Origin of the sequence: uncultured Bacteroides sp., from assembly GCF_910586915.1 — a bacterium.
In the GTDB taxonomy this organism is placed as follows: Bacteria; Bacteroidota; Bacteroidia; order Bacteroidales; family Bacteroidaceae; genus Bacteroides.
This window is the reverse complement of record NZ_CAJULN010000018.1, coordinates 24,053-47,713: the sequence shown is the minus strand read 5'-3', so window position 1 is coordinate 47,713 and position 23,661 is coordinate 24,053. Positions and strand designations below refer to the sequence as shown.

The window sequence follows — 23,661 nt, the reverse complement described above, 5'->3', positions numbered from 1 at the left end:
TGTATGAAGTCTTTTTTTAAAAAGAAAGGTGCTCTCTCTTTGCCAGAAAGAACACCTTTCTATATTAGTCATTGAAATTTAAAGGGAATCTCAATTAGTTGATACTACCCGGTTTAACAGTCAATGTTACAGTTGTCTTTTCCGGATCTGCCAATATCGGAGACCATTTAGTCTTCACATACACAGGAACAGAGATACGGAATTCCTGCTGAATATGAGCACCGCTATTGTTCTTGAATGTCAATTTGACAATCTGACCGTTAGCATCGAGTACAGGTTCCAATACATATTTATCAGCAAAAGTACTCCAAGTGCTTGCATCATCTTTATCGGAGATAATAATGTTTTCTCCTTCTTTTTTCAGATTGGTAGTAGCCTTAGCCAAATTCCATGTTACTTGCTCTACGTTGTACCATTGAACTAATTGAGCATCAGCGGCCGCACCGTTTTCCCAAACTTTCCGGTATTCTCCAAAGCTTTCTTTGATAGTAACAACTTTGTCAACGCTAACCGTTGAACCACCTGTCAACAAGTCTTTGAATGGTTCAACTGTACCGTTCAAAGACATAGCCAACGGATTGATAAAGTTAACCAAGAAGTGATCAAGTTCAACAGGGATACCTGCACAATTTGTAGCAACCAATTTCACAGGAACAGATTTGCCTAACAATTCTTGAGCAGCAGAAGTTGCAACACCGTGTTCCGTTGTAGTAGGCAATGTTGATTCAAACAGACGAATCACATCACCATTTATCTCAGCAGCAGCCACAGTACCTTTATACAATACATTGTTAATTACCTTCCACTCTGTACCAAGAAGCGTCTTCGCACGAGTCTCATCAAAGCGGAACTCTGCTTCATCTGCATTAGATACCAAATCCATAACAGAAGTAAGACCTGCATTCTTATTGTAACCCGGCAATATGCTACCGATAATCTGGCAATCGAAGAAGTTAGCAATACCATAATTTGCATCACTGGTCAAAGCCGGATTAATTTGGAATGACTTGTTGATGTTTTCTGTAGTTGCTGTACCACTCCAGTAAGAACTATTATAACCTCCAACAAAGGCCATCTTATCTACGGCCAGTGTCATAGTAATCTTGAATGTATATGTTTCCGCTTCATCGCTTATTCTGTAATAACGGCCATATACAGTTCTTTCTACTTTGCCTGCTTCATATTCTTCCTTAGTCAATCCGATATTACCGATTGTCCACTTCAAGTTGTGTGTAGTAGTAGAACCTTCAGCAGTAACATCTTCGATTGTTCCCAATACAGTAGAAGCAGAAGCACCGTTCTTAGCATCATCCAAAGTAGCATATACTCTGCTGTCCAATTTGTACAATGCATGGAATTCTTCTTTGCTAATACCGCCGTTAACGATAGTGTAAATCTGATCGTTCATTTCTTTCATACCTACAGTACCAGTGTATGTAGCATCGCAAGCAAATTTTTCAGCATCAAAGTCTGCATCCAATTCGCCCAAGTCAATGTTACCGCTTTGGCTTGTCCAAGCAATCTTGAAATAACGAACATCTACTACTTCATTATTGGCAGTATTTTTCAATACAACCTGTACCAGCGGTTCACGACCGATAGCATCTCTGTTAAATGCTACTCCGTTGCGAGATTGAGAAGTGATAATACCGTTTTCAATCTTAGCAAACTCTTTCTGGTTTGTAGATTCTTCGTTGGTATCTTGCAAGAAATAATTAACCAATTCGAATTCAAACTTCAATCCGTAGTCGCTGATATTATATTTATTTCCTTCCTTGTCGCAAACTTCAACCAATGAGTTCAAGTCAAAGTCAGTTTTAGTATATTCTATTTTCTTAAGGATATATTGTCCTTGTGTAGTACATACTCTTTCCTGATCGTGGATGGTGCTATACTTCCAGAAATGAGCTTTATCTGCATCAACTTCAGTTTCCGCTTCTACATAATGTATGTAAGGAATAGCAGAAGTTTCTGCCAAACGTGCCCAGTCGGAAGTTACTACTGGTGAAACACCAGCCTTTTGTTCTTCAGCAGTCAACGCAATTTTAGCTTGAATAGCCATCATTGCAAACTTCTCTTTACCGTCAACTGATTCCTGATTGAATGAACCTTCGCTCAACTTCTTCAAGTTAACAGCCACTTTACCATCTTTAATTTCAGCAACAGTCGCAGCTATTCTTTCACCAGCTCTTGTGCTGATTTCATTGGTTGCATCATTAGTGATAACCGTCAATCCCAGGATGTTTTCCTTTTTAACATTGCTCGGGTTAGCGTAATAATAAGCAGTAGTCTTTCCATCATTGATAGAAGTTTTCTTCGTTCCTTCAGCTTGGTCGGCAAGCAACTTAGTCCACGGTGTATATTGCAAAGTAGTAAAGTTGATAACTTCAATACCGTTGATAAACTGTGACGGAGCAAATGTCAAAGCAGTCAGACGTTGAGACAACAAACTTACCAGTGTATTCAATCCGGATTGTACTTCACTGATACTGTTAGATATAGTTGTCAATTCAGTAGCCAGTCCTGCAACATCAGCTTTCAATGTAGCGATATCTGCCGTGTTAGTATCGATGGCTGTCTGAAGTTCTGATACTGTAGCAGACAGTTCTCCTAATTCTGCTTCCAAGTCAACCAATTTAGCCTTCATTTCCGGGAATTCAGTTTCCAGATTCAAAGCGTCGATCGCTTCCTTGAAATTTTTCAAGGTATTAATCTGAATTTCGAGAGCTTCTTTTGCAGCAGCTATTGCAGAATTGAGTTTATCTTCATTAACCAACTTGTCAAATCCGCCATCAACAGCACTGAGAACGCCTTCAATAGCAAGAAGTTTTTCTTGAAGAGTTTTAACATCATCCTTAACGCCACCAAACTCATTCATGCTATCATAGAGCTCTTCTATTCTTCCATCATATTGGCTGATAGTTGCTCTCAAGTCCTCTGCCATTTTGGTAGCAGCTTCGATAGCTTCTGCCTTAGCTGTTGCAGCAGCTTCTTTTGCAGCAGCTTCTGCCTTTTCAGCAGCAGTCTTTGCTTCTTTCGCTGCATTTTGAGCTGCAACAATATCCTGTTTAGCAGCAGCCAACTCATCTTTGAGTTCTTTGATTTTTGCGTCCAGTGTCGCTTGGTTTGTTTCTACGTGTTCTCTCAGGCTGTCGATGTCGTCATCGTAATCCTTACAGCCCACATAGGTAACTGTAGAAAGTGCCAGCGCTCCGAAGAACATCACTTTTACAAATTTTTTTCTCATAACTACTTAAAAATTACATTAATAATATATTATTAAACACTAAGTTTCAATAATAGCTGTCCGTTACTTTATAGGTAACGGAAACACCTTTGTACCTACTCCAAAAGGGGATTCTATACTAAAAATGCATTAAAAAGACTATACTATTTTTACCCCTGCCTTTTGAAGCCGGCAGAGGGGCGGGAAATTTTTTTCTTAAAAATAGGAGTCAGCCAACCCCTATGATAAAATTCCACATATTCCGATTGTCACTCTCTTGTTTTTAAGTAGTTTTCCTCAAAAAAGTTTCGATTCGTTTGGTTGTTTTAATAAATATCCTCATATTTGCAGCGAAATTTGTTCCGTTACCTATAAAGTAACAGTTTAAATATCAATTTATTATACCTACTATCGTATAGTTTACGAAATCAAGTACTTTTCTGTTGGCTTCGTCTATCTTCTTATTCTTAAAGGGTTTCAGGTAGGTTTCCGTCACGGAAATAGACGAATGTCCCATCGCTTCGGAAATCACACCGGGATGAATCTCGCAATAATAAGCTGTGGTAGCCCATGTATGGCGGGCGGCATACGAACTCACCCTTTCTCCCAATCCTAATATTTCACCCAACAACACCAATTGCCGATTATAGTTGCGCAATGCCAACTGATATTCGCGATATGCTTCCCGTGTTCCCTCGTGGCTGCGTAAGAAAGGAAACAGGTAGGGCGAAGAAGGGTTCTTATTCATATATTTCTTTATCAGCACAATCGCTTCTGCCGTTAGAGTGACTGTGAGGGAACGCCCGGTTTTGCGCCGGCGGTAGGTAATCACATTATCGCGCAAATCACTTTTGCGCAAATAAGCGAGGTCGACAAAAGGCATTCCACGGAGCACAAACATCAGAATAAATAATTCCTGCGCATGAATCACTGCCGAAGGAATCCCGGAGTCCGAAGGCAAAACGGTAAACATCTTTTTCATGTCTTCTTCGCCTAACGCACGCTTATGGTCGGCGCGCGTCCCGGTATATACCGAACGGAAAAGATAGGGTACATTCTTCGCATAACGAAGATGCACCGCCCGATTGTACACGGCACGAAACGTACGCAGATAGGTAGACACGGTATTCCAACTGCATCCACGACTACGAAGATAAACTTCAAATCCTTTCAGCCACTCCGGACTTACCTCATTAAAAGAGAGGTCTTCTTTCCCTTGATAAGCCATCAGGGCATTCATACTACTTCGATACACATTAGCGGTTCCGAAACTCCCTTCCATACGTAACCCATTGGTTACTTGCATCATAAATGCTAAAACTTTCAACATTGCATTTTCTTTTTAAAGTTATCAACACTTCTCTTTTCATTAGTGTCCGGTTAAAATACAAAAATCCCGAACTTTTACAAGTCCGGGATTTCCATATTTTCAAAAAAGATAATTTCACATAATAACATACTTATCATAGATTACTAAACAGAGCCACAAAATACATCGTACGATTCAGAGAACGGCGTTGCTTCTTCGCTTGTGCTATTTCCCACCGGTCGATATCAATCACCCGATTTATTGAATGATTTGAAAATAGGGTCTATGTCGATTCCTAAGTCACGATACGTATATTCATAAGGAGTTTCTTCCGAATCCTCAGCCAAATAAAAGTTTAAATCCGCCTGCACTCCTTCTTTAGCTGCAATATATCGAATGGCACTTACCATATCCGTGCTGTGGCTTGCTATAAAAAACTTAACTCCGATTTCTTTATGCAACAGTACAATCATCCGCGCATATTCAACAATCCACTGGGGATGCAGATGAGCTTCGGGTTCATCTATGATAAGCAATGTATCTTTTTGGAGGAAGCCGTTCTTCAGCAGAAGTTGCAGGACAGAAAACGACTTGATTCCTGTTGCGCAATCTTTCAATTCAAAGATTCTGCCATCGGCTCTTCGATAAGAGAGTTTCAATTGGCGAATCGCATCTTCTTCTATCATAGATTCACCCTTCATTATTTGTGAAAGGTTTTTGCATAAAGAGGTATTGACTTCGATATGCGGGGAGTCGTCACTCAGCAAATCCGTCAGTTTCTCCCAATAATCCTTATCCCTGCCGCTTGTCAACTGATTTCCTACAATCATGGGAGTATCGACATAGGCCACTCTTTTTATATAATGAAGCAAAGGGACGTTGCTTGTCTCCTTTCCGGCAAAAGGCAGTCCGTATTCACGAATGGTCCATTATTCGGGCAGTGTCCGCTTCATGGAAAACGACAAATGGTCATGAAGCAATTCGTAATCCCTTTGTTCCAACTCGTCTGCCGCATCGTTGAATAACAACTCTATCAGTATATAAAACTTATCCAGCAACTTCTCTAAATCATCTTGCGTTTTATCATCCAATTGTATCCTTTATGATTCGGACAAACCGTTGCAAAGTCCTTTCAGCATCCTCATTTTTCATGATGTCCTCTACTACATCCTTATAAACCAGGAAGCGTGAAAATAATGTCCGTATATATCGGAGGCAAACATCCATATCATTGACCGAAGCGCGATATATATCGTACACTTCGCCGGCCTCCGGTATTATACCTTTGATTGCACGTTCCATTTGTTTCAAAGTCTCTTTGTACCTATACAAGTAGTGGCTCAAATGACTGTCTACTATTTCCTCATAATGATTCGCATAATAAAAGGAATAGTACAACAGTTGGGACAGGCTGCTTTTTCCGCAGCCATTGATACCGGACACTACGGTTATTCCGTTCAAAGCGATATCTGCTTTCTTTACAGCCTTGAAATTTTCGACTGAGAGTTCTACTATTTTATCCATATAGATTGATGTTCCATTTTCACAATACAGGTGATATGCAAAGATAACAAACAAAATAGAATCTTTTAAGTTTCGGAGGAGTTAATACCAAAAAAGTCGCTTCCGGGAGTGCCGGAAGCGACTTTCATCTATTCATTCAAAGAAGAACCGGAATTACATCATTCCGCCCATACCTCCCATTCCGGGAGCGCCCATCGGCATTTCGGGTTTGTCTTCTTTCTTTTCTACGATTACACATTCGGTTGTGAGGAACATACCGGCGATGGAAGCTGCGTTTTCCAAAGCTACGCGAGCCACTTTGGCAGGGTCTACCACACCGGCGGCGTGCAGATTCTCGTAAACGTCGAGACGTGCATTGTAACCGAAGTCACCTTTGCCTTCGCGTACTTTCTGAACAACTACCGCACCCTCTTTGCCTGCGTTGGCTACAATCTGGCGAAGGGGCTCTTCGATGGCACGTTTGATGATATCCACACCGGTTGTCTCGTCTGCGTTATCGCCCTTCATTGCTTCGATGGCGTCGATAGCGCGGATGTAAGCCACGCCGCCGCCCGGGATAATACCCTCTTCGATAGCAGCACGAGTTGCACGCAATGCATCGTCTACGCGGTCTTTCTTCTCTTTCATTTCCACTTCGGAAGCAGCGCCTACGTAAAGAACAGCTACGCCACCCGAGAGTTTAGCCAGACGTTCCTGCAATTTCTCGCGGTCGTAGTCGGACTTGGTTGCAACAATCTGAGCCTTGATTTGCTCGCAGCGTTCTTTGATGCTATCCTTGTTGCCTGCGCCGTTTACGATGGTTGTATTGTCTTTGGAAACTGTCACTTTGTCGGCAGTACCCAGCATTTCGATGGTAGCTTGTTCCAGTTTCAGTCCTTTCTCTTCGCTGATTACAACACCGCCTGTCAGGGTAGCGATGTCTTCGAGCATTTCTTTGCGACGGTCGCCGAAGCCCGGAGCCTTCACGGCACAAATCTTCAACTGAGAGCGCAGACGGTTGACTACCAACGTAGTGAGTGCTTCGCTATCTACATCTTCTGCGATTACCAGGAGAGGACGTCCTGTCTGTACAGCCGGTTCGAGGATAGGCAGGAAATCTTTCAGATTGGAAATCTTCTTGTCGTAGATGAGGATGTAGGGTTTCTCCATCTCGCATTCCATCTTTTCGGTGTTTGTCACGAAGTAAGCCGACAGATATCCACGGTCGAACTGCATACCTTCTACCACGCCGATGGTTGTGTCGGTTCCTTTTGCCTCTTCGATGGTGATGACACCGTCTTTGGATACTTTGCGCATGGCGTCGGCAATGAGTTTACCGATTACAGGGTCGTTGTTGGCAGAGATGGTGGCAACCTGTTCAATCTTGTCATAGTTGTCGCCTACTGTCTCAGCTTGCGATTGGATGGATTCCACTACTTTGGCTACCGCTTTGTCGATACCGCGTTTGATGTCCATCGGGCTGGCGCCTGCGGTAACGTTCTTCAAGCCTTCGGCTACGATAGCCTGTGCGAGTACGGTTGCAGTGGTTGTACCGTCGCCGGCATCGTCACCTGTCTTGGAGGCTACTTCTTTCACCAACTGTGCACCGGTATTCTGATAAGCATCTGCCAACTCGATTTCTTTGGCTACCGTCACACCGTCTTTTGTAATGTGCGGAGCGCCGAATTTCTTTTCGATGATGACGTTGCGTCCTTTCGGGCCGAGCGTTACTTTTACTGCATTTGCCAAAGCGTCGACACCTTTCTTCAACTGGTCGCGGGCGTCGATATTGAATAATATTTCTTTTGCCATTTCTTTATTTACTATTTAAAATTTTACTATTGTCCGATTAACCCAAAACAGCGAGAACGTCGCTCTGACGCATGATGAGGTATTTAGTTCCTTCCACGTCGAGTTCTGTTCCGGCGTATTTGCCATAGAGAACTGTATCGCCTACTTTCAATACCATTTCTTCGTCTTTCGTACCGTGACCTACTGCCACTACTTCACCTTTCAAAGGTTTTTCTTTTGCTGTATCGGGGATGATGATACCACCAATTGTTTTTTCTTCTGCAGGTGCAGGGAGGATAAGCACTCTGTCTGCTAACGGTTGAATATTCATAGTTACTTTTATATTTTAATTATACATTTGTTCGTATACTCCCGCCTTTTTTAAGCGGGACACTGAATATTCAGCGAAAAGTGTGCCAAAGCGTCTTTGGCAGAGAGAGACTGACAGACGTACTGACAAAATGACTGAACCGTCTTTGCCGGCTGTCGGCGAAATGCATATGGTGTTCCTATTTGTCTTTATATAATATGTACGCGCGAACATAATATAATTATATAGATGAAGGAAGTTGCGGTAAAACTGACAACCAGCAGTTCTGCACAATTCCCGTTGAGCGTGGCTTGACCATTGCTTGATACGCTCGTTTCCTATGCAGGATACGGCCGTTTCCTACGCAGGACACGACTGTTTCCTACGCAAGACACTGCAATTTCCTGCGCATGACACTGCTGGGTCTACTGCTTGGTGCGACCTGTTTTTACGATGAAAGCTGTTGGAGAGAAAGATTACGCGAACTTGAAGATGCTTTATTAAGTTCTGCCGGAACTTAATGGTTCGTCTTATGGAATGATAAATAGGTTCCTGAACGCCGACCCACGCATCAGTTCTTGCGTGATTACGTGGAACGGTTGTGAAGAAGACGTGGTAGTACCCGTGCCGGAGAACCGGAACGTGAAAGAACCATTGTCTACCATCATAAACCTGCCGGAAGGAAAATACATCTTCAACATGATAACGAGAAGCGACACCGGCAAAGAGTCATTGGCAAGAAACATTGCCGGCGAAGTGTATGGTTCCAATTATCAGGCGGGACTGTCTGCACAAAGCATCAACTCAATGGCGGCGGACTTGAATGGAGTGACCATCCTTTGGAGTCCGGTAGACGGTTGCACCGAAACCACATTGACTTACAAGAAAAGAGTAATAGCTACCAACATTACAGCGCTTCGCAGGAAACGGCAACAAACACCGCTGGAGAATCGGATTTATGTGAATAAATTTGATTCTCCGGCGGCTTTTTATTGAAAATCTGTTCGTATCTTTGCACCAGCTAACTAACAACCCCTTTATTACAATATGGCATTTACAAATAATATTATGATTGTCCGGCACAAATTGCTGGCTGACCTTGTCAGACTTTGGAAAAACGACCAGTTAGTAGAACAGATAGACCGGCTGCCGATTGAGCTAAGCCCACGAAAATCGAAGCCGATAGGGCGATGCTGCGTACACAAGGAACGGGCAGTGTGGCGATACAAGACTTTTCCACTGATGGGACTGGATATGACCGATGAGCATGACGAAGTGACTCCGCTTTCCGATTATGCACGTATGGCACTCAACCGTTCCGAGCCGAACAAAGAAAATATTATGTGCGTCATAGACGAAGCGTGTTCGTCTTGTGTGCAAATCAACTACGAGATAACAAACCTCTGCCGGGGATGCGTGGCACGCAGTTGCTACATGAACTGCCCCAAAGGAGCGATACGCTTCAAGAAAAACGGGCAGGCAATGATTGACCACGACACGTGTATCAGTTGCGGCATCTGCCACAAAAGCTGCCCTTACCATGCTATCGTATATATCCCCGTGCCCTGCGAGGAGGCTTGTCCGGTAAAAGCTATCAGCAAAGACGAACACGGTATCGAACATATCGACGAAAGCAAATGTATCTATTGCGGTAAATGCATGAATGCTTGCCCGTTCGGCGCTATCTTCGAGATTTCACAAACGTTCGATGTGCTGCAACACATCCGGAAAGGCGAAAAGATGGTTGCCATCATCGCCCCGTCCATCCTCGGACAGTTCAACACTTCCATCGGACAAGTGTACGGTGCTTTTAAAGAAATAGGATTTGCCGATGTGATTGAAGTGGCCGAAGGCGCGATGGCTACCACCAGCCACGAAGCTCACGAACTGTTGGAGAAACTGGAAGAGGGACAATCTTTCATGACTACTTCCTGCTGCCCTTCCTACATAGAACTGGTAGAGAAACACATCCCGGGAATGAAACCTTATGTATCTACCACCGGCTCGCCGATGTATTATACGGCACGGATTGCCAAAGAGAAGCATCCCGATGCAAAGATTGTATTCGTAGGCCCTTGCGTGGGCAAGCGTAAAGAGGTGCGCCGCGATGAAGCTGTGGATTATATTCTGACATTTGAAGAAGTAGGCTCCATCCTCGACGGGTTGGATATCCAATTGGAGCAAGTGCAGGAGTTCTCCATTCTACATACTTCCGTGCGCGAAGCACACGGCTTTGCCCAGGCAGGCGGCGTGATGGGAGCAGTAAAGGCTTATCTGAAAGAGGAAGCAGAAAAGATTCATGCGATACAGGTGTCGGATATCAATAAGAAAAACATTGCCCTGCTGCGCGCTTGCGCCAAGACAGGAAAAGCCGCCGGACAATTTATCGAAGTGATGGCTTGCGAAGGCGGATGCATCACCGGACCAAGTACGCACAACGACATTGTTTCAGGACGCCGCCAGTTGGCGCAAGAGCTTCTCAAACGCAAAGAGAGCTATGAAACAATGGATAAATAAACTCCGACAGGAAAGAACACTCCGGCAGGAAGAGTTCCGGCAACTGTTGACCGGATGCGATGCGGAAACGCTGCGGTACATCAACGAACAGGCGCGGGAAGTCAGCCTGCTCCATTTCGGCAACAGGATTTATATCCGCGGGCTGATTGAAATCAGCAACTATTGCCGGAATAACTGTCTTTACTGCGGCATCCGAAAGGGCAACCCGCACATCGAACGTTACCGGCTCACCGAAGAGAATATCTTAGAGTGCTGCAAGCAAGGTTACGAACGGGGATTCCGCACTTTCGTGCTGCAAGGCGGAGAAGACCCTGCCCTGACAGACGACCGGATAGAAAAAACGGTCGCTGCCATCAGGCAGAGTTATCCGGATTGTGCCATCACACTGTCGCTCGGCGAAAAACCGCGCGAAGCATACGAACGTTTCTTCCAGGCAGGCGCCAACCGCTATCTGCTTCGCCACGAAACCCGCAACGAACTGCACTACAAACAACTGCATCCGGCAGAAATGTCCAGCAAACAACGTCTGCAATGCTTGCGGGATTTAAAAGACATCGGTTATCAGACGGGAACAGGAATCATGGTCGGCAGCCCCGGACAAACTGTGGAACACATCATCGAGGACATCCGTTTCATCGAACAGCTCCGCCCGGAAATGATTGGCCTCGGTCCTTTCCTACCCCACCACGACACTCCCTTTGCCGGATACCCCGGCGGAACGGTGGAACAGACACTTCTCCTGCTGTCTATCTTCCGCCTGATGCACCCGTCCGCATTGATTCCGGCAACAACGGCACTTGCCACGCTCGCTCCCGACGGCAGGGAACGGGGAATATTGGCAGGGGCAAACGTGGTAATGCCCAACCTGTCGCCCCGCGAAGAACGGAAGAAATATGAATTATACAATGACAAAGCCTCGCTCGGAGCGGAATCTGCCGAAGGATTAGCCTTGCTGCAAAAGCAGTTGAAGGCAATCGGCTACGAGATTTCCACAGAAAGAGGAGACTTCAAATGCAATGCACCACGGAACAAAAACAAAGAACAGATATGATATACCAAGCAGATTCGCCCAAAGCGGAAGAGTTTATCCATCACGGAGAGATTCTCGATACACTGGAATACGCGCAACGCAACAAGGACAACCGCGCACTGATTGAACAACTTATTGAGAAAGCTGCCTTGTGCAAAGGACTGACCCACCGTGAAGCAGCCGTCCTGCTGGAATGCAACCAACCCGACCTGACAGAGCATATCTTCCGTCTTGCCAAAGAAATCAAACAGAAATTTTACGGCAACCGCATCGTTATGTTCGCCCCGCTTTACCTGTCGAACTATTGCGTGAACAGCTGCATATACTGTCCGTATCATGCCAAGAACAAGACGATTACACGCAAGAAGCTGACACAGGAAGAGATACGGCGGGAAGTGATTGCCCTGCAGGACATGGGACACAAACGTCTCGCCCTTGAAGCCGGAGAGCATCCGTCGCTGAACCCGATAGAGTATATTCTCGAATCTATCCGTACTATTTACAGCATCAAGCATAAGAACGGTGCGATAAGGCGGGTGAACGTCAACATCGCCGCCACTACCGTAGAGAACTACCGCCGTCTGAAAGAGGCGGGTATCGGAACCTATATCTTGTTTCAGGAAACTTACCACAAGGAAAACTACGAAGCCCTCCACCCCACCGGGCCGAAAAGCGATTACGCTTATCACACCGAAGCGATGGACCGTGCGATGGAAGGAGGAATCGACGATGTAGGAATAGGCGTGCTGTTCGGATTGAACACGTACCGGTACGATTTTACAGGCTTGCTGATGCACGCCGAACATCTGGAAGCCCGGTTCGGCGTAGGACCGCATACCATCAGCGTGCCGCGCATCTGCTCGGCCGACGACATTGACGCGGGCGACTTCCCGAACGCCATTTCGGACGAGATATTCAGCAAGATTGTAGCCGTCATCCGCATTGCGGTTCCCTATACGGGAATGATTATCTCCACACGCGAGTCGCAGGAGTCCCGCAAAAAGGTGCTCGAATTAGGGATTTCGCAAATCAGTGGCGGTTCGCGCACCAGTGTGGGCGGATATGCCGAAAGCGAATTGCCCGAAAACAACTCCGCCCAGTTTGATGTAAGCGACACGCGGACACTCGACGAAGTAGTCAACTGGCTGCTCGAACTCGGATACATCCCCAGTTTCTGCACGGCTTGTTATCGCGAAGGGCGGACGGGTGACCGCTTTATGTCGCTCGTGAAATCCGGCCAGATAGCCAATTGCTGCGCACCGAACGCACTGATGACGCTGAAAGAGTACTTGGAAGATTACGCTTCGGAAGATACACGCCGAAAGGGACTAAGGCTTATTCTTGATGAAACGCAACGAATCCCCAACCCCCAAATCAGAGAAATAGCCGTGCGAAACCTGAAAGCCATTGCCGAAGGTAAAAGAGACTTCAGATTTTAACGACTAACAGCCGACAACCATGAGCTTGACAGATACTCCCAACGCCAACCGGCTTCACATTGCCCTCTTCGGCAAACGAAACAGCGGCAAGTCTTCTCTTATCAACGTACTGACCGGGCAGGATACCGCCATCGTCTCGGATACGCCCGGCACAACAACCGACCTTGTGTCAAAAGCAATGGAAATCCACGGCCTCGGGGCTTGCCTTTTCACGGATACTCCAGGATTCGACGACGAAGGAGAATTGGGCGAGATGCGTATCGCCCGGACGCAGAAAGCGATTGAAAAGACCGACATCGCCCTACTGCTCTGCGAGGGGGATTCCTCCGCCTGCGAGAACGAGTTGTGGAGACTGCTGAAAGAGAAAGCCATCCCCATCATCCCTATACTGAATAAGATTGACATCCGCCCGGATACCGAACGCCTTGCCAACCGCATCGAACGGCAATACAACCGGCGTCCATTGCTTGTCAGTGCCCAAGCGGGAACGGGTATGGAAGAAATACGGCAAGCCATTCTCGAAAACCTCCCTTCGGACTTCGGCGCACAGAGCATCACCGGGCAACTTGCCGGTGAAGGCGACCTCGTGCTATTGGTCGTGCCACAGGATATCCAGGCACCGAAAGGCAGACTTATCCTGCCGCAAGTACAGACTATCCGCGAACTGTTGGACAAGAAGTGTCTTGTGATGACTTGCACGACCGACAAACTGACGGAAACCCTGCAAGCCCTTGCCCGTCCGCCGAAGTTAATCATCACCGATTCGCAAGTATTCAAAACCGTCTGCGAGCAGAAACCGGAAGAGAGCAAACTTACCTCTTTCTCCGTCCTCTTTGCAGGGTACAAGGGAGACATCCAGTATTATGTAGAAAATGCCGCCGCCATCGAAAGCCTCACGGAGTCGTCGCGTGTGCTGATAGCGGAAGCGTGCACCCATGCACCCCTCTCCGAAGATATCGGACGCGTGAAACTGCCGCGCCTGCTGCGAAAGCGAATCGGCGGGAAGCTACAGATTGACATGGTGAGCGGAACGGATTTCCCGCAGGATTTGACTCCCTATTCCCTGGTCATTCATTGCGGAGCGTGTATGTTCAACCGCAAGTATGTGCTCAGCCGCATTGAACGCGCACGGAAACAACACGTCCCCATGACCAACTACGGAGTGGCCATTGCCTATCTCACCGGGATACTCGAGCGAATCGAATATTAAAAAAGCAAGTTATTTAGTTGTATGCAAATAACATATTCCTTACATTTGTCGAAACATTTTATTAACTCTTTATCCATTTAAAACACATGAAAAAGAAAAGAATGGTCATCCCCATTTTACTGGCGACCGGGCTTGCTTTTCAAGCACAGGCACAAGAGCGACTGACGCAGTTTCAAGTGAGAAATGCTATCGACGTGCGTACGCCCATCATGAACGACAGTATCAACCCCAAAGGAGAAAAGCACTCCACCAAGATGCTGCTCAAAACTCCGGTGATGCTGAACCTTCCGGAAGCGCCCATGCAAGCGCTGACCGCCGACACGGCAGGTTTTCTGAGTCTGCAAAAAGCAGAAACCAACCACAAAATCTACGTGTTCAAAACCAACATACGTGCCGAACGTTTCCTGAAAGGAAAGCTGAAAGTGACCTCGCCCGTCCGTTGGGAACTCTTCATCGACGGAGTATCCCGGCAGACCAAAGAGGTAGCCGAAGACAGCATCACGTCCGCTTCCTCACGCGAGATAGCCATCAGCATGGAACCGGAACGCGACTACGAAATCACCTTCAAACTGCTCTCTGCCACGGAAGACAAAGCAGCTCCTACCCTGAAGTGCGAACTTATCAAGAACGCTCCGTTCAAAGAGATTGCCTGCACACTGACTCCCGATGCCAAGCAACGCTTCTCGCTCGACAATACGGTGTACGGCAACCGGACCATCTCCGTTGCCATCTCTCCCAGTGGAAAGTATCTACTGACGCGTTACTGGAACAATCACTCTGCCCAACGTTCGCGCACGTATTGCGTACTGAGCGACCTGAAAACCGGTAAAGTGCTTTTGAGCAACGCAAGAGAAGGTATGCAATGGATGCCGAAAAGCGACAAGTTGTATTACACCGTTCCTGCGCTGAACGGAAACGATGTCATCGCACTCGACCCCGCCACGCTCCGCGAAGAGGTGGTTCTGCAAGGAATCCCCGAACAAGGCTTCACCTGGTCGCCCAACGAGGACTTCCTGATTTATTATCCGCGTGAAGAAGGCGTGGCAGAACATGGTCCCCTCCGCCGCATTGTAAGTCCGGCAGACCGCATTCCCAATACACGCGGACGCAGTTTCCTTGCCAAGTACGACATCGCCAGCGGAGCATCCGAACGGCTGACTTACGGCAACCACAGCACCTACCTGCAAGATATCTCGCCCGACGGAAAATATATGGTGTACAGCACCTCCAAAGAGAACATCACCCAGCGTCCTTTCTCCCTCTCTTCTCTCTATCTGGTAGACTTGGAGACACTGAAGGTAGATACTCTTTTCCACAACGAAAGGTTCTTGGGCGGCGCCAGCTATTCGCCCGACGGAAAGCAACTGTTGCTCACCGCAAGCCCCGAAGCATTCGGCGGTATCGGCAAGAACTGCGGCACTCACCCCATTGCCAACGATTTCGATACGCAAGCCTTCATCATGGATTTGGCTACGCGCAACATACAACCGATAACGAAAGAGTTCAACCCCACCGTCAGCCCCTTGCAATGGAACCGTGGCGACGGATGCATCTATTTCAATACGGACGACGGCGATTGCAAGCACATCTACCGCTACTCTCCGAAAAGCGGCAGCTTTGAAAAGCTGGACCTTGAAGTCGATGTAGTGAGCCATTTCAGCTTGTCGGAATACAACCCAGGCCTCGCCGCCTACATCGGACAAACGGACCACAACTCCGGAGCGGCCTACCTCTACGACACCAAGAAAAAGACTTCGCGTCTGCTTGCCGACCCGATGAAACCGATATTGGACAAAATAGAGTTGGGAAAAACAGAACCGTGGAACTTTACAGCTTCGGACGGTACAGTCATCACCGGAAAGATGTGTCTTCCCCCCGACTTCGACCCCGACAAGAAGTACCCACTAATCGTTTACTACTACGGCGGCACTACGCCTACCACCCGGGGTATCAGCAATCCTTATTGCGCCCAACTGTTCGCATCACGCGACTATGTGGTATATGTCATTCAGCCGAGTGGCACTATCGGCTTCGGCCAGGAGTTTTCTGCGCGCCACGTCAATGCATGGGGAAAGCGTACGGCGGACGATATTATCGAAGGAACGAAGCAGTTCTGCAAAGAACACTCGTTTGTCGATGCTAAGAAAATAGGATGTATCGGTGCTTCTTACGGCGGTTTCATGACTCAATACCTGCAAACCCGGACTGACATTTTCGCCGCTGCAGTATCTCACGCCGGTATCAGCGACGTGACAAGCTACTGGGGCGAGGGTTACTGGGGATATTCGTACAACTCGGTTGCGGCTGCCGACAGCTATCCCTGGAAGAACCCGGAACTGTTCACCAAGCAGGGTTCTCTGTTCAACGCCGACAAGATTAATACGCCGCTATTGTTGCTGCACGGTACGGTAGACACGAATGTGCCCATCGGAGAGAGTATCCAGATTTTCAATGCTTTGAAGTTATTGGGCAAGACTGTTGAGTTCATCACGGTAGACGGTGAGAACCATTTCATCTCCGACTACGACAAACGCATCAAATGGCACAACTCCATCATGGCCTGGTTTGCACGCTGGCTGCAAGACCGTCCGGAATGGTGGAACGAGCTGTATCCGGAACGTCACCTGTAAGCTATATCTCTTACCCATACCATTAGGCACGAATCACGCAAATTCACGGTGCTTTTTATAAAACCGTGAATCTGTGTGATTCGTGCCTAACTTGTATGGGTATGGCTCATCTGCTGATTCGCACCAGTTCTATAGAGTTTCAATTTCGTTTCCTCTGAATGAAACTAAAGTTTCAACCCATATGAAACTACAGTTTCAACAAGAAGAAACGATAGTTCCATCCGTATGGAAACTATGGTTTCAAGCAATAGAAACTTTGGTTTCAAACCTTGATCTTGCGAATAATAACATATAGTTTGAGAAGAGAGTGCCCTAAAAAAAACTGCCCCTAAAAGTTTTCAGTCCAACTTTTAGGGGCAGCTTTTAAGAGCCGACAGTCTCTTTTACTTCTTCACAGCAGCAATCAACTCCTCTGCCGAAACAAGGTTCTGTTCTCCCGTCTCCATATTCTTCAACATCACCTTTCCTTCGTTCATCTCGTTTTCGCCGACAATAGCCACAAACGGAATGTTCTTCGCATTGGCATAACTCATCTGTTTCTTCATCTTGGCAGCATCCGGGAAAATCTCCGCACGGATACCGGCCGCGCGTACTTTAGTGAGAACACTCATAGAGAAAGCGGCTTCCTTCGCGCCGAAGTTAATAAACAGGAGTTCGGTTCCGTTGACAGCCTCTTTCGGATAAAGGTCGAGCTGGTTCAATACGTCGAAGATACGGTCGGCCCCGAAAGAGATACCGACACCCGAAACGCCTGACATACCAAATACACCGGTCAGGTTGTCGTAACGGCCGCCGCCTGTGATACTGCCGATTTGTACGTCCAGCGCCTTCACTTCAAAAATAGCGCCTGTATAATAGTTCAGCCCGCGAGCCAAAGTCAGGTCGAGCTCAATTTCATTCTTCAGTCCCATTGTTTCTAACGTAGTCAGGATGAATTCGCTTTCTTCCACTCCCTTCAGCCCTACTTCACTGGCCGAAAGCACCTCTTTCAAAGTCAGTAGCTTCTCGGCATTCGTGCCGCTAAGAAGGATAATCGGCTGCAACTTAGCAATAGCCTCGTCACTGATACCTTTCGACTTCAATTCGGCATTTACATTGTCGAGCCCTATTTTATCCAGTTTGTCTATCGCTACCGTGATGTCGACAATCTTGTCGGCCTCGCCGATAATCTCCGCAATACCGGAAAGAATCTTACGGTTGTTGATTTTAATACATACGCGGATATTGAAACGGCTGAATATGGTGTCGACAATCTGCATCAGTTCCACTTCGTTCAGCAATGAATCGCTGCCTACCACATCGGCATCGCACTGATAAAATTCGCGGTAGCGTCCCTTCTGAGGACGGTCGGCACGCCACACCGGCTGAATCTGATAGCGTTTGAACGGGAAGGTTATTTCATCGCGGTGCATCACCACATAGCGGGCAAAGGGCACTGTAAGGTCATAACGCAATCCTTTCTCGCAAAATTTGCTTGCCAACTTCGCTGCATTGCGGCTCAACAACTCTTCGTCGGTGATACCCGAAAAGTAATCTCCTGAGTTCTGAATCTTGAAGAGTAGCTTGTCTCCCTCGTCGCCGTACTTTCCCATCAGCGTAGAAAGCATCTCCATCGACGGGGTCTCTATCTGCTGGAAACCATATAAATGATAGACGTCGCGAATGGTATTGAATATATAATTACGCTTCGCCATCTCTACCGGCGAAAAGTCACGAGTTCCTTTAGGAATACTTGGTTTTGCTGCCATATTTCAATCAATTATATTCAAAATAAGGCTGCAAAGTTACGGTATTTTATTGAAGAAAAAAACAAAAATAATATCTCTTTTGGAAGGAAAACAAGAATCCCGACAAGAATGAAACTGATTCAGTCCGCGTACGGCAGTCTCACCCTCATCGGGAGAAAACAGAAAAAATGTTATATCTTTTGCAGCTTTTCGTACTGCTATTCTCAGTCTCTTCTGTTCATGTAAATCATGATGTAGTAAACCAGTGTAGCCAATGAGCTCAACGCAGCTACCACATAGGTGTAGGCAGCCGAACGCAACGCATCTTCAGCTTGCGAATGGTTGTAGGAATTGGTAATGCCCGACGCACTCAGCCAAACAAGCGCACGCTTGCTTGCATCTATTTCGACAGGCAGCGTGATAAAGCTGAACAACGTGGTGGTGGCAAACAGGATAATACCCGCCAATAGCAATTCGGGGAAACTTTCTACCAGCAAAATACCTCCCAACAATACCCACGACATGATTGATGACGCAAAGTTCACAACGGGAACCAGTGCGCTACGCATTTTCAACGGTGCATACATACGAGCGTGCTGCACAGCGTGTCCGCATTCGTGGGCTGCAACGGCGGCCGCCATGATGCTGTTGCTTTCATAGACTCCTTCACTCAGATTCACTGTTTTGTTAGTGGGATTGTAGTGGTCGGTCAATTGCCCGGGAGTATGTGTCACCTGTACATCATAAATTCCATTGTCATGCAACATCTTCAAAGCTACGTCACGTCCTGTCATGCCGTTTCCGGTAGGAATCTTGGAATACTTCTTGAACTTGTTCTGCAAATTCATCTGTACCAGCCAACTTACCACGGCAATTCCAATAAATAATACCCAATAAGACATCATATATTTTTTCGTTTTAATTATTACTTGTATCTATATAAACAAATAGTTTGCCAAAAGTAAGGGGAAACTACCAATGTCCGGATAGTTTCCCCTCGCTTTTAGGAAGAATTAGCTAAAAATTAGTCAATAGTAAGTTCTACTACATAGTCAATGTCTTTCGGCACATCGGCAAACTCCAGCACAACGCCTGTTTTCGTCTTTATGAAACGAACCGGAGACTGGTCTTTGAACAGCACCGCTTTCTTTACTTTCTTATCTGTCAAAGGCAAGAACAATGCTTTGTCTTTCAAATCGAGGATATGCACATAAAGTTTGTTTCCTTTCTGTGTTGTCACTCCCCAATCGTGCGGAGCGACTGCACCGCCACGCGTTCCATAGATGGTTTCACCGTACTGTTTCATCCACTCTCCCACTTCCGCCAAGCGTGCTACCGCCACCGCAGGAAGTTCGCCGTCGGGCTGAGGGCCGATGTTCATCAGCAGATTGGCATTCTTACCGGCTGCCTTCACCAGATAATGAATCAGTGTTTTCGTCGACTTATAGTTTTGGTCGGTAATCTTGTATCCCCACATTCCATTCATCGTTTCGCACGTCTCCAACGGCAGTTGGCTTATATCCTGTCCCGAAAGTCCTGCCGAATTTTCACCGGGCAGGTCGCGTTCGAAAATCTGAATGTCTTCTCCCGCAAAAGGTACTTGGTGATGGTTGTTGCCCACCAGGCAGCCGGGTTGCAGTTTGTGGATAAGTGCGTATTGTTCGGGCAATTCCCAGTCGAAGTCGGGATTCTGGTCCTGATCCCACCAGCCGTCAAACCAGATAGCACCTACCGGACCGTAATTGGTGAGAAGTTCTGTCAACTGGTTGTTCATGAATTGGTAGTAGCTTTTCCAGTCGCCAGCGGGATTGGGGCGTCCTGTTCCTCGTCCCGTACGTCCCCAGGGAGCATCTTCGCGTCCCCAATCGATATGCGAATAATAGAAGTGGAGCTTGATGCCGTGTTTGGCACACGCCTCTGCCAATTCTTTCACAATATCACGCTTGAAAGGGGTAGCTTTGACTACATTATAGTCCGAGTATTTGGTATCGAACATGGAAAAACCTTCGTGATGACGGGTAGTGAAACAGATATATTTCGCTCCCGAAGCCTTGATGGCCGATACCCATTTGTCTGCATCAAACTTGGAAGGATAGAAACCTCCTGCCAGTTTTTCATATTCTTTATAGTTCAGATTGTTGTTTGTCATCGTCCACTCGCCGGTAGCAAGCATGGCGTACAATCCCCAATGAAGGAAAATACCAAATTTGTTGTCTTGAAATTCCTGACGTGCTTTCAAATTCTCTTCGGTAGGATGATAAGGAGACTGTGCAATGACTCCGAAACTCAGTGAAAGCAACAGAAGAAAGGTGATAAAACGTGTTTTCATAACGTTCAGCTATTTATTGGTTTGAAAAAGGTTAAGAAAATATATCTTCCATTCCATCTCTGAAATGCAAGATATCAGGCACGAATCACAGGGGCTTTTCAAAAGTAAACCCGCGTAATCCGTGCCTAATCTCAAATATTACTCTTCAGTATAACGTTCGATAGTCTGTGCTCTATCCGGTCCTACAGATACAATCTTGATTTCTACACCAAGCTGTTCTTCCAGGAAAGTCAGATAAGCGTTGAACTCTTCGGGGAATTCATCTTCGCTCTGCATCTTTGTCATATCTGTTTTCCAACCCGGAAGTTCGGCATACACAACTTCCACGCCGTCGGTGATATCGTAGGGGAAGTAATCGATTTCCTCACCATTCACTTTATAAGCCACACAGGCTTTGATGGTATCGAATGTATCGAGCACATCGCTCTTCATCATAATCAGTTTGGTAACCCCGTTTATCATCACGGAATACTTCAACGCTACCAGGTCAATCCATCCGCAACGACGTTTACGTCCTGTCACCGACCCGAACTCGTGTCCCAATGTACACATCTTATCGCCTGTCTCATCAAACAATTCCGTAGGGAACGGACCTGCACCCACACGTGTACAATAGGCCTTGAAGATACCATATACATCACCGATACGATTGGGGGCTACTCCCAAACCGGTGCAAGCACCTGCACAAACCGTATTGGAAGAGGTTACGAACGGATACGAACCGAAGTCAATGTCAAGCATAGTACCCTGAGCACCTTCGCAAAGAACGCTCTTGCCGTCTTTCAACAGGTTGTTCACTTCATGCTCGCTGTCTACGAAATGGAATTGTTTCAGATATTCGATACCTTCCAGCCAAGCCTTTTCCATCTCCGTCAAATCGTACTCATAATTCATACTTTTCAGGATTTGTTCGTGGCGCGCCTTCGCAGCAGCATATTTCTGTTCAAAGTTTTGCAGGATATCACCCACACGCACACCCGTACGGCTAACCTTATCCGTATAAGTAGGGCCGATACCTTTGCCGGTAGTTCCTACCTTAGCATCCCCCTTCGCCGCTTCGTAGGCTGCATCGAGAATGCGATGTGTCGGAAGAATAAGATGGGCTTTCTTGGAAATGTGCAAACGTTCTTTCAACGGATGACCTGATGCTTCAAGTGCCTCAGCTTCTGCTTTGAACAGTGCCGGGTCAAGTACCACACCATTACCGATGATGTTTACCTTGTTTCCCTGAAAAATACCGGAAGGAATGGAACGAAGCACATACTTCTGTCCTTCGAACTCAAGTGTATGACCGGCATTCGGGCCGCCCTGGAAACGGGCAACCACATCGTACTTAGGTGTTAAAACGTCGACTACTTTTCCTTTTCCTTCGTCGCCCCATTGTAATCCTAAAAGAACATCTACTTTCATTTTTCTCTTTTATTGTTGTTATTAACTTTCTTCCTTTTGTTGGCTCTGTCGCACTTGCTGCATATTCCATATATATATAAGGAATAATGCGAAAGTTGAAACCGACTTAATTTCGTATTTCCAATGGCAGACTGCAAGTCCTCGTTCTGGAACTCGGTCACTTTACCGCACTGCGTACATATCTGATGATGATGTGTCTCGCGGTTGTATGATTTTTCGTATTGGGAGGAGGTTCCGAACTGGTGCTTGATAACTAAGCGTGCATTGATAAGAAGGATAATAGTATTGTAAAGAGTGGCCCGGCTCACCCGGAAATTCTCTTGGTCCATCATCCGCGAATAGAGCATATCTATGTCAAAATGGCCGTCGATAGAGTAGATTGTATCGAGTATGGCATAGCGTTCAGGAGTCTTACGATGCCCGTTCGCTGTGAGATATTCCGTGAATATCTGCCTTACTGTATCTTTCACGTTTTGAGTTTCCATCATCAGCCAAAATTAGCGCGAACAAAGTTAAGCCTTTTTTGCGGAACGCAAAAGGATTTCTTTGATATTTATTAGAGCGGTCATTCAGTCTCCGCCTTCACCATATTATAAAGCATCTGTTCGGCTTCTACGGCAGAATCGGCCATTCCTTCCACCATGCGACACACTTGGAAAGCGTGCTCTTCACTATGCTGCATATATTTGCGAATCACCAACAAAGCTGCATTTCGTACATGATAACTCTCGGAATGAACGTTACACATAGCTTGGTCAAGCAGTTCGCAGGAAGCACGTTCGGTCATATCTCCCCTCTTCGTCAGAAGCCGGGCAGCAGTGAGAAAGCCACAAGTCTGCACATATTCACGCTCGTCGGCAATCCAATGAAAAGACTTGGCGGGAGCATACGGCAGATATTGGAAAAGGTTCATACAAGTCAACTCCGCGATTTCGATGTTCCGGATGTCTTCCACCCAAATGTCCGCAATTTCGGGATAGAAAGTCGCAATCGGTTGAAGCATACCTGCCAGAATCTTGCATTCGCGAATATCTTCTTTCCATAAGGCTTGCGCCAAGTCGTGATTCTTTTCGCAGTTTTCGGCAATCATTTTGATGCGGGGTAGTTCCACTCCGAAATTGAGTTTGTACACCAGCCCTTTCTCACGCATACTTTGAGACACAGCCCCGTTCATTGAGAGACGGAGCTGTGTTTTGATATTTCTGATTTGTTCTTTAATATCCATTTTCA

19 protein-coding genes are annotated in these 23,661 nt (G+C 46.6%); 6 read left to right on the top strand and 13 right to left on the bottom strand.

The window, feature by feature from the left end:
* Positions 1 to 94 precede the first annotated feature (94 nt).
* The 7 genes from QZ331_RS08395 to QZ331_RS08365 form a co-directional block, all read right to left on the bottom strand.
* Positions 95 to 3,247 carry a hypothetical protein gene (locus QZ331_RS08395; RefSeq protein WP_294629481.1) on the bottom strand — a complete coding sequence of 1,051 codons (3,153 nt, stop codon included), beginning with the start codon at positions 3,245 to 3,247 and terminating at the stop codon, positions 95 to 97.
* Positions 3,248 to 3,617: 370 nt separating this feature from the next.
* The gene (locus tag QZ331_RS08390; RefSeq protein ID WP_294629480.1) at positions 3,618 to 4,556 is read right to left on the bottom strand and encodes a site-specific integrase; all 939 of its coding nucleotides are present in this window, start codon (positions 4,554 to 4,556) and stop codon (positions 3,618 to 3,620) included.
* Between the two features lie 224 nt (positions 4,557 to 4,780).
* Positions 4,781 to 5,386 carry an AAA family ATPase gene (locus QZ331_RS08385; protein ID WP_294629479.1) on the bottom strand — a complete coding sequence of 202 codons (606 nt, stop codon included), beginning with the start codon at positions 5,384 to 5,386 and terminating at the stop codon, positions 4,781 to 4,783.
* Between the two features lie 78 nt (positions 5,387 to 5,464).
* Entirely contained in the window at positions 5,465 to 5,626 is a 162-nt protein-coding gene (locus tag QZ331_RS08380) for a hypothetical protein (protein WP_294629478.1), read from the bottom strand.
* A complete protein-coding gene (locus QZ331_RS08375; RefSeq protein ID WP_294629477.1) occupies positions 5,619 to 6,059 on the bottom strand; it encodes an AAA family ATPase in 441 nt (146 codons plus the stop codon). The genes QZ331_RS08380 and QZ331_RS08375 overlap by 8 nt, the downstream gene beginning before the upstream one ends.
* 153 nt (positions 6,060 to 6,212) lie before the next feature.
* The gene (groL, locus tag QZ331_RS08370; protein ID WP_294629476.1) at positions 6,213 to 7,850 is read right to left on the bottom strand and encodes a chaperonin GroEL; all 1,638 of its coding nucleotides are present in this window, start codon (positions 7,848 to 7,850) and stop codon (positions 6,213 to 6,215) included.
* Positions 7,851 to 7,887: 37 nt separating this feature from the next.
* A complete protein-coding gene (locus tag QZ331_RS08365) occupies positions 7,888 to 8,160 on the bottom strand; it encodes a co-chaperone GroES (protein ID WP_294629475.1) in 273 nt (90 codons plus the stop codon).
* A gap of 516 nt (positions 8,161 to 8,676) precedes the next feature.
* Here QZ331_RS08365 and QZ331_RS08360 point away from each other — a divergent pair.
* From QZ331_RS08360 to QZ331_RS08335, 6 genes are all read left to right on the top strand, one after another.
* Positions 8,677 to 9,135 carry a DUF4998 domain-containing protein gene (locus QZ331_RS08360; RefSeq protein ID WP_294629474.1) on the top strand — a complete coding sequence of 153 codons (459 nt, stop codon included), beginning with the start codon at positions 8,677 to 8,679 and terminating at the stop codon, positions 9,133 to 9,135.
* A gap of 51 nt (positions 9,136 to 9,186) precedes the next feature.
* The gene (locus QZ331_RS08355) at positions 9,187 to 10,656 is read left to right on the top strand and encodes a 4Fe-4S dicluster domain-containing protein (protein ID WP_294629473.1); all 1,470 of its coding nucleotides are present in this window, start codon (positions 9,187 to 9,189) and stop codon (positions 10,654 to 10,656) included.
* Positions 10,637 to 11,707 carry a [FeFe] hydrogenase H-cluster radical SAM maturase HydE gene (gene hydE, locus QZ331_RS08350; protein WP_294629472.1) on the top strand — a complete coding sequence of 357 codons (1,071 nt, stop codon included), beginning with the start codon at positions 10,637 to 10,639 and terminating at the stop codon, positions 11,705 to 11,707. Before QZ331_RS08355 ends, hydE begins: the two co-directional genes overlap by 20 nt.
* Positions 11,704 to 13,125, top strand: coding sequence for a [FeFe] hydrogenase H-cluster radical SAM maturase HydG (hydG, locus tag QZ331_RS08345; RefSeq protein WP_294629471.1), 1,422 nt, complete (start codon positions 11,704 to 11,706; stop codon positions 13,123 to 13,125). Before hydE ends, hydG begins: the two co-directional genes overlap by 4 nt.
* A 19-nt stretch (positions 13,126 to 13,144) precedes the next feature.
* Positions 13,145 to 14,335 carry a [FeFe] hydrogenase H-cluster maturation GTPase HydF gene (gene hydF, locus QZ331_RS08340; protein WP_294629470.1) on the top strand — a complete coding sequence of 397 codons (1,191 nt, stop codon included), beginning with the start codon at positions 13,145 to 13,147 and terminating at the stop codon, positions 14,333 to 14,335.
* Between the two features lie 86 nt (positions 14,336 to 14,421).
* Positions 14,422 to 16,965, top strand: a complete 2,544-nt coding sequence (locus tag QZ331_RS08335; RefSeq protein WP_294629469.1) for a prolyl oligopeptidase family serine peptidase — start codon at positions 14,422 to 14,424, stop codon at positions 16,963 to 16,965.
* A gap of 383 nt (positions 16,966 to 17,348) precedes the next feature.
* On the opposite strand, the gene hisS is transcribed toward QZ331_RS08335, so the two are convergent.
* From hisS to QZ331_RS08305, 6 genes are all read right to left on the bottom strand, one after another.
* Positions 17,349 to 18,713, bottom strand: coding sequence for a histidine--tRNA ligase (gene hisS, locus QZ331_RS08330; RefSeq protein WP_294629468.1), 1,365 nt, complete (start codon positions 18,711 to 18,713; stop codon positions 17,349 to 17,351).
* A 203-nt stretch (positions 18,714 to 18,916) separates the two neighbouring features.
* A complete protein-coding gene (locus QZ331_RS08325) occupies positions 18,917 to 19,597 on the bottom strand; it encodes a zinc metallopeptidase (RefSeq protein WP_294629467.1) in 681 nt (226 codons plus the stop codon).
* A 119-nt stretch (positions 19,598 to 19,716) separates the two neighbouring features.
* The gene (locus QZ331_RS08320) at positions 19,717 to 21,021 is read right to left on the bottom strand and encodes an alpha-L-fucosidase (RefSeq protein WP_294629466.1); all 1,305 of its coding nucleotides are present in this window, start codon (positions 21,019 to 21,021) and stop codon (positions 19,717 to 19,719) included.
* Between the two features lie 138 nt (positions 21,022 to 21,159).
* A complete protein-coding gene (locus QZ331_RS08315; protein ID WP_294629465.1) occupies positions 21,160 to 22,431 on the bottom strand; it encodes an adenylosuccinate synthase in 1,272 nt (423 codons plus the stop codon).
* Positions 22,428 to 22,916 (bottom strand): transcriptional repressor, encoded by a 489-nt coding sequence (locus QZ331_RS08310; protein ID WP_294629490.1) that lies wholly within the window; start codon positions 22,914 to 22,916, stop codon positions 22,428 to 22,430. Before QZ331_RS08310 ends, QZ331_RS08315 begins: the two co-directional genes overlap by 4 nt.
* Positions 22,917 to 22,996: 80 nt before the next feature.
* Positions 22,997 to 23,656 carry a DNA alkylation repair protein gene (locus tag QZ331_RS08305; RefSeq protein WP_294629464.1) on the bottom strand — a complete coding sequence of 220 codons (660 nt, stop codon included), beginning with the start codon at positions 23,654 to 23,656 and terminating at the stop codon, positions 22,997 to 22,999.
* Positions 23,657 to 23,661 lie beyond the last annotated feature (5 nt).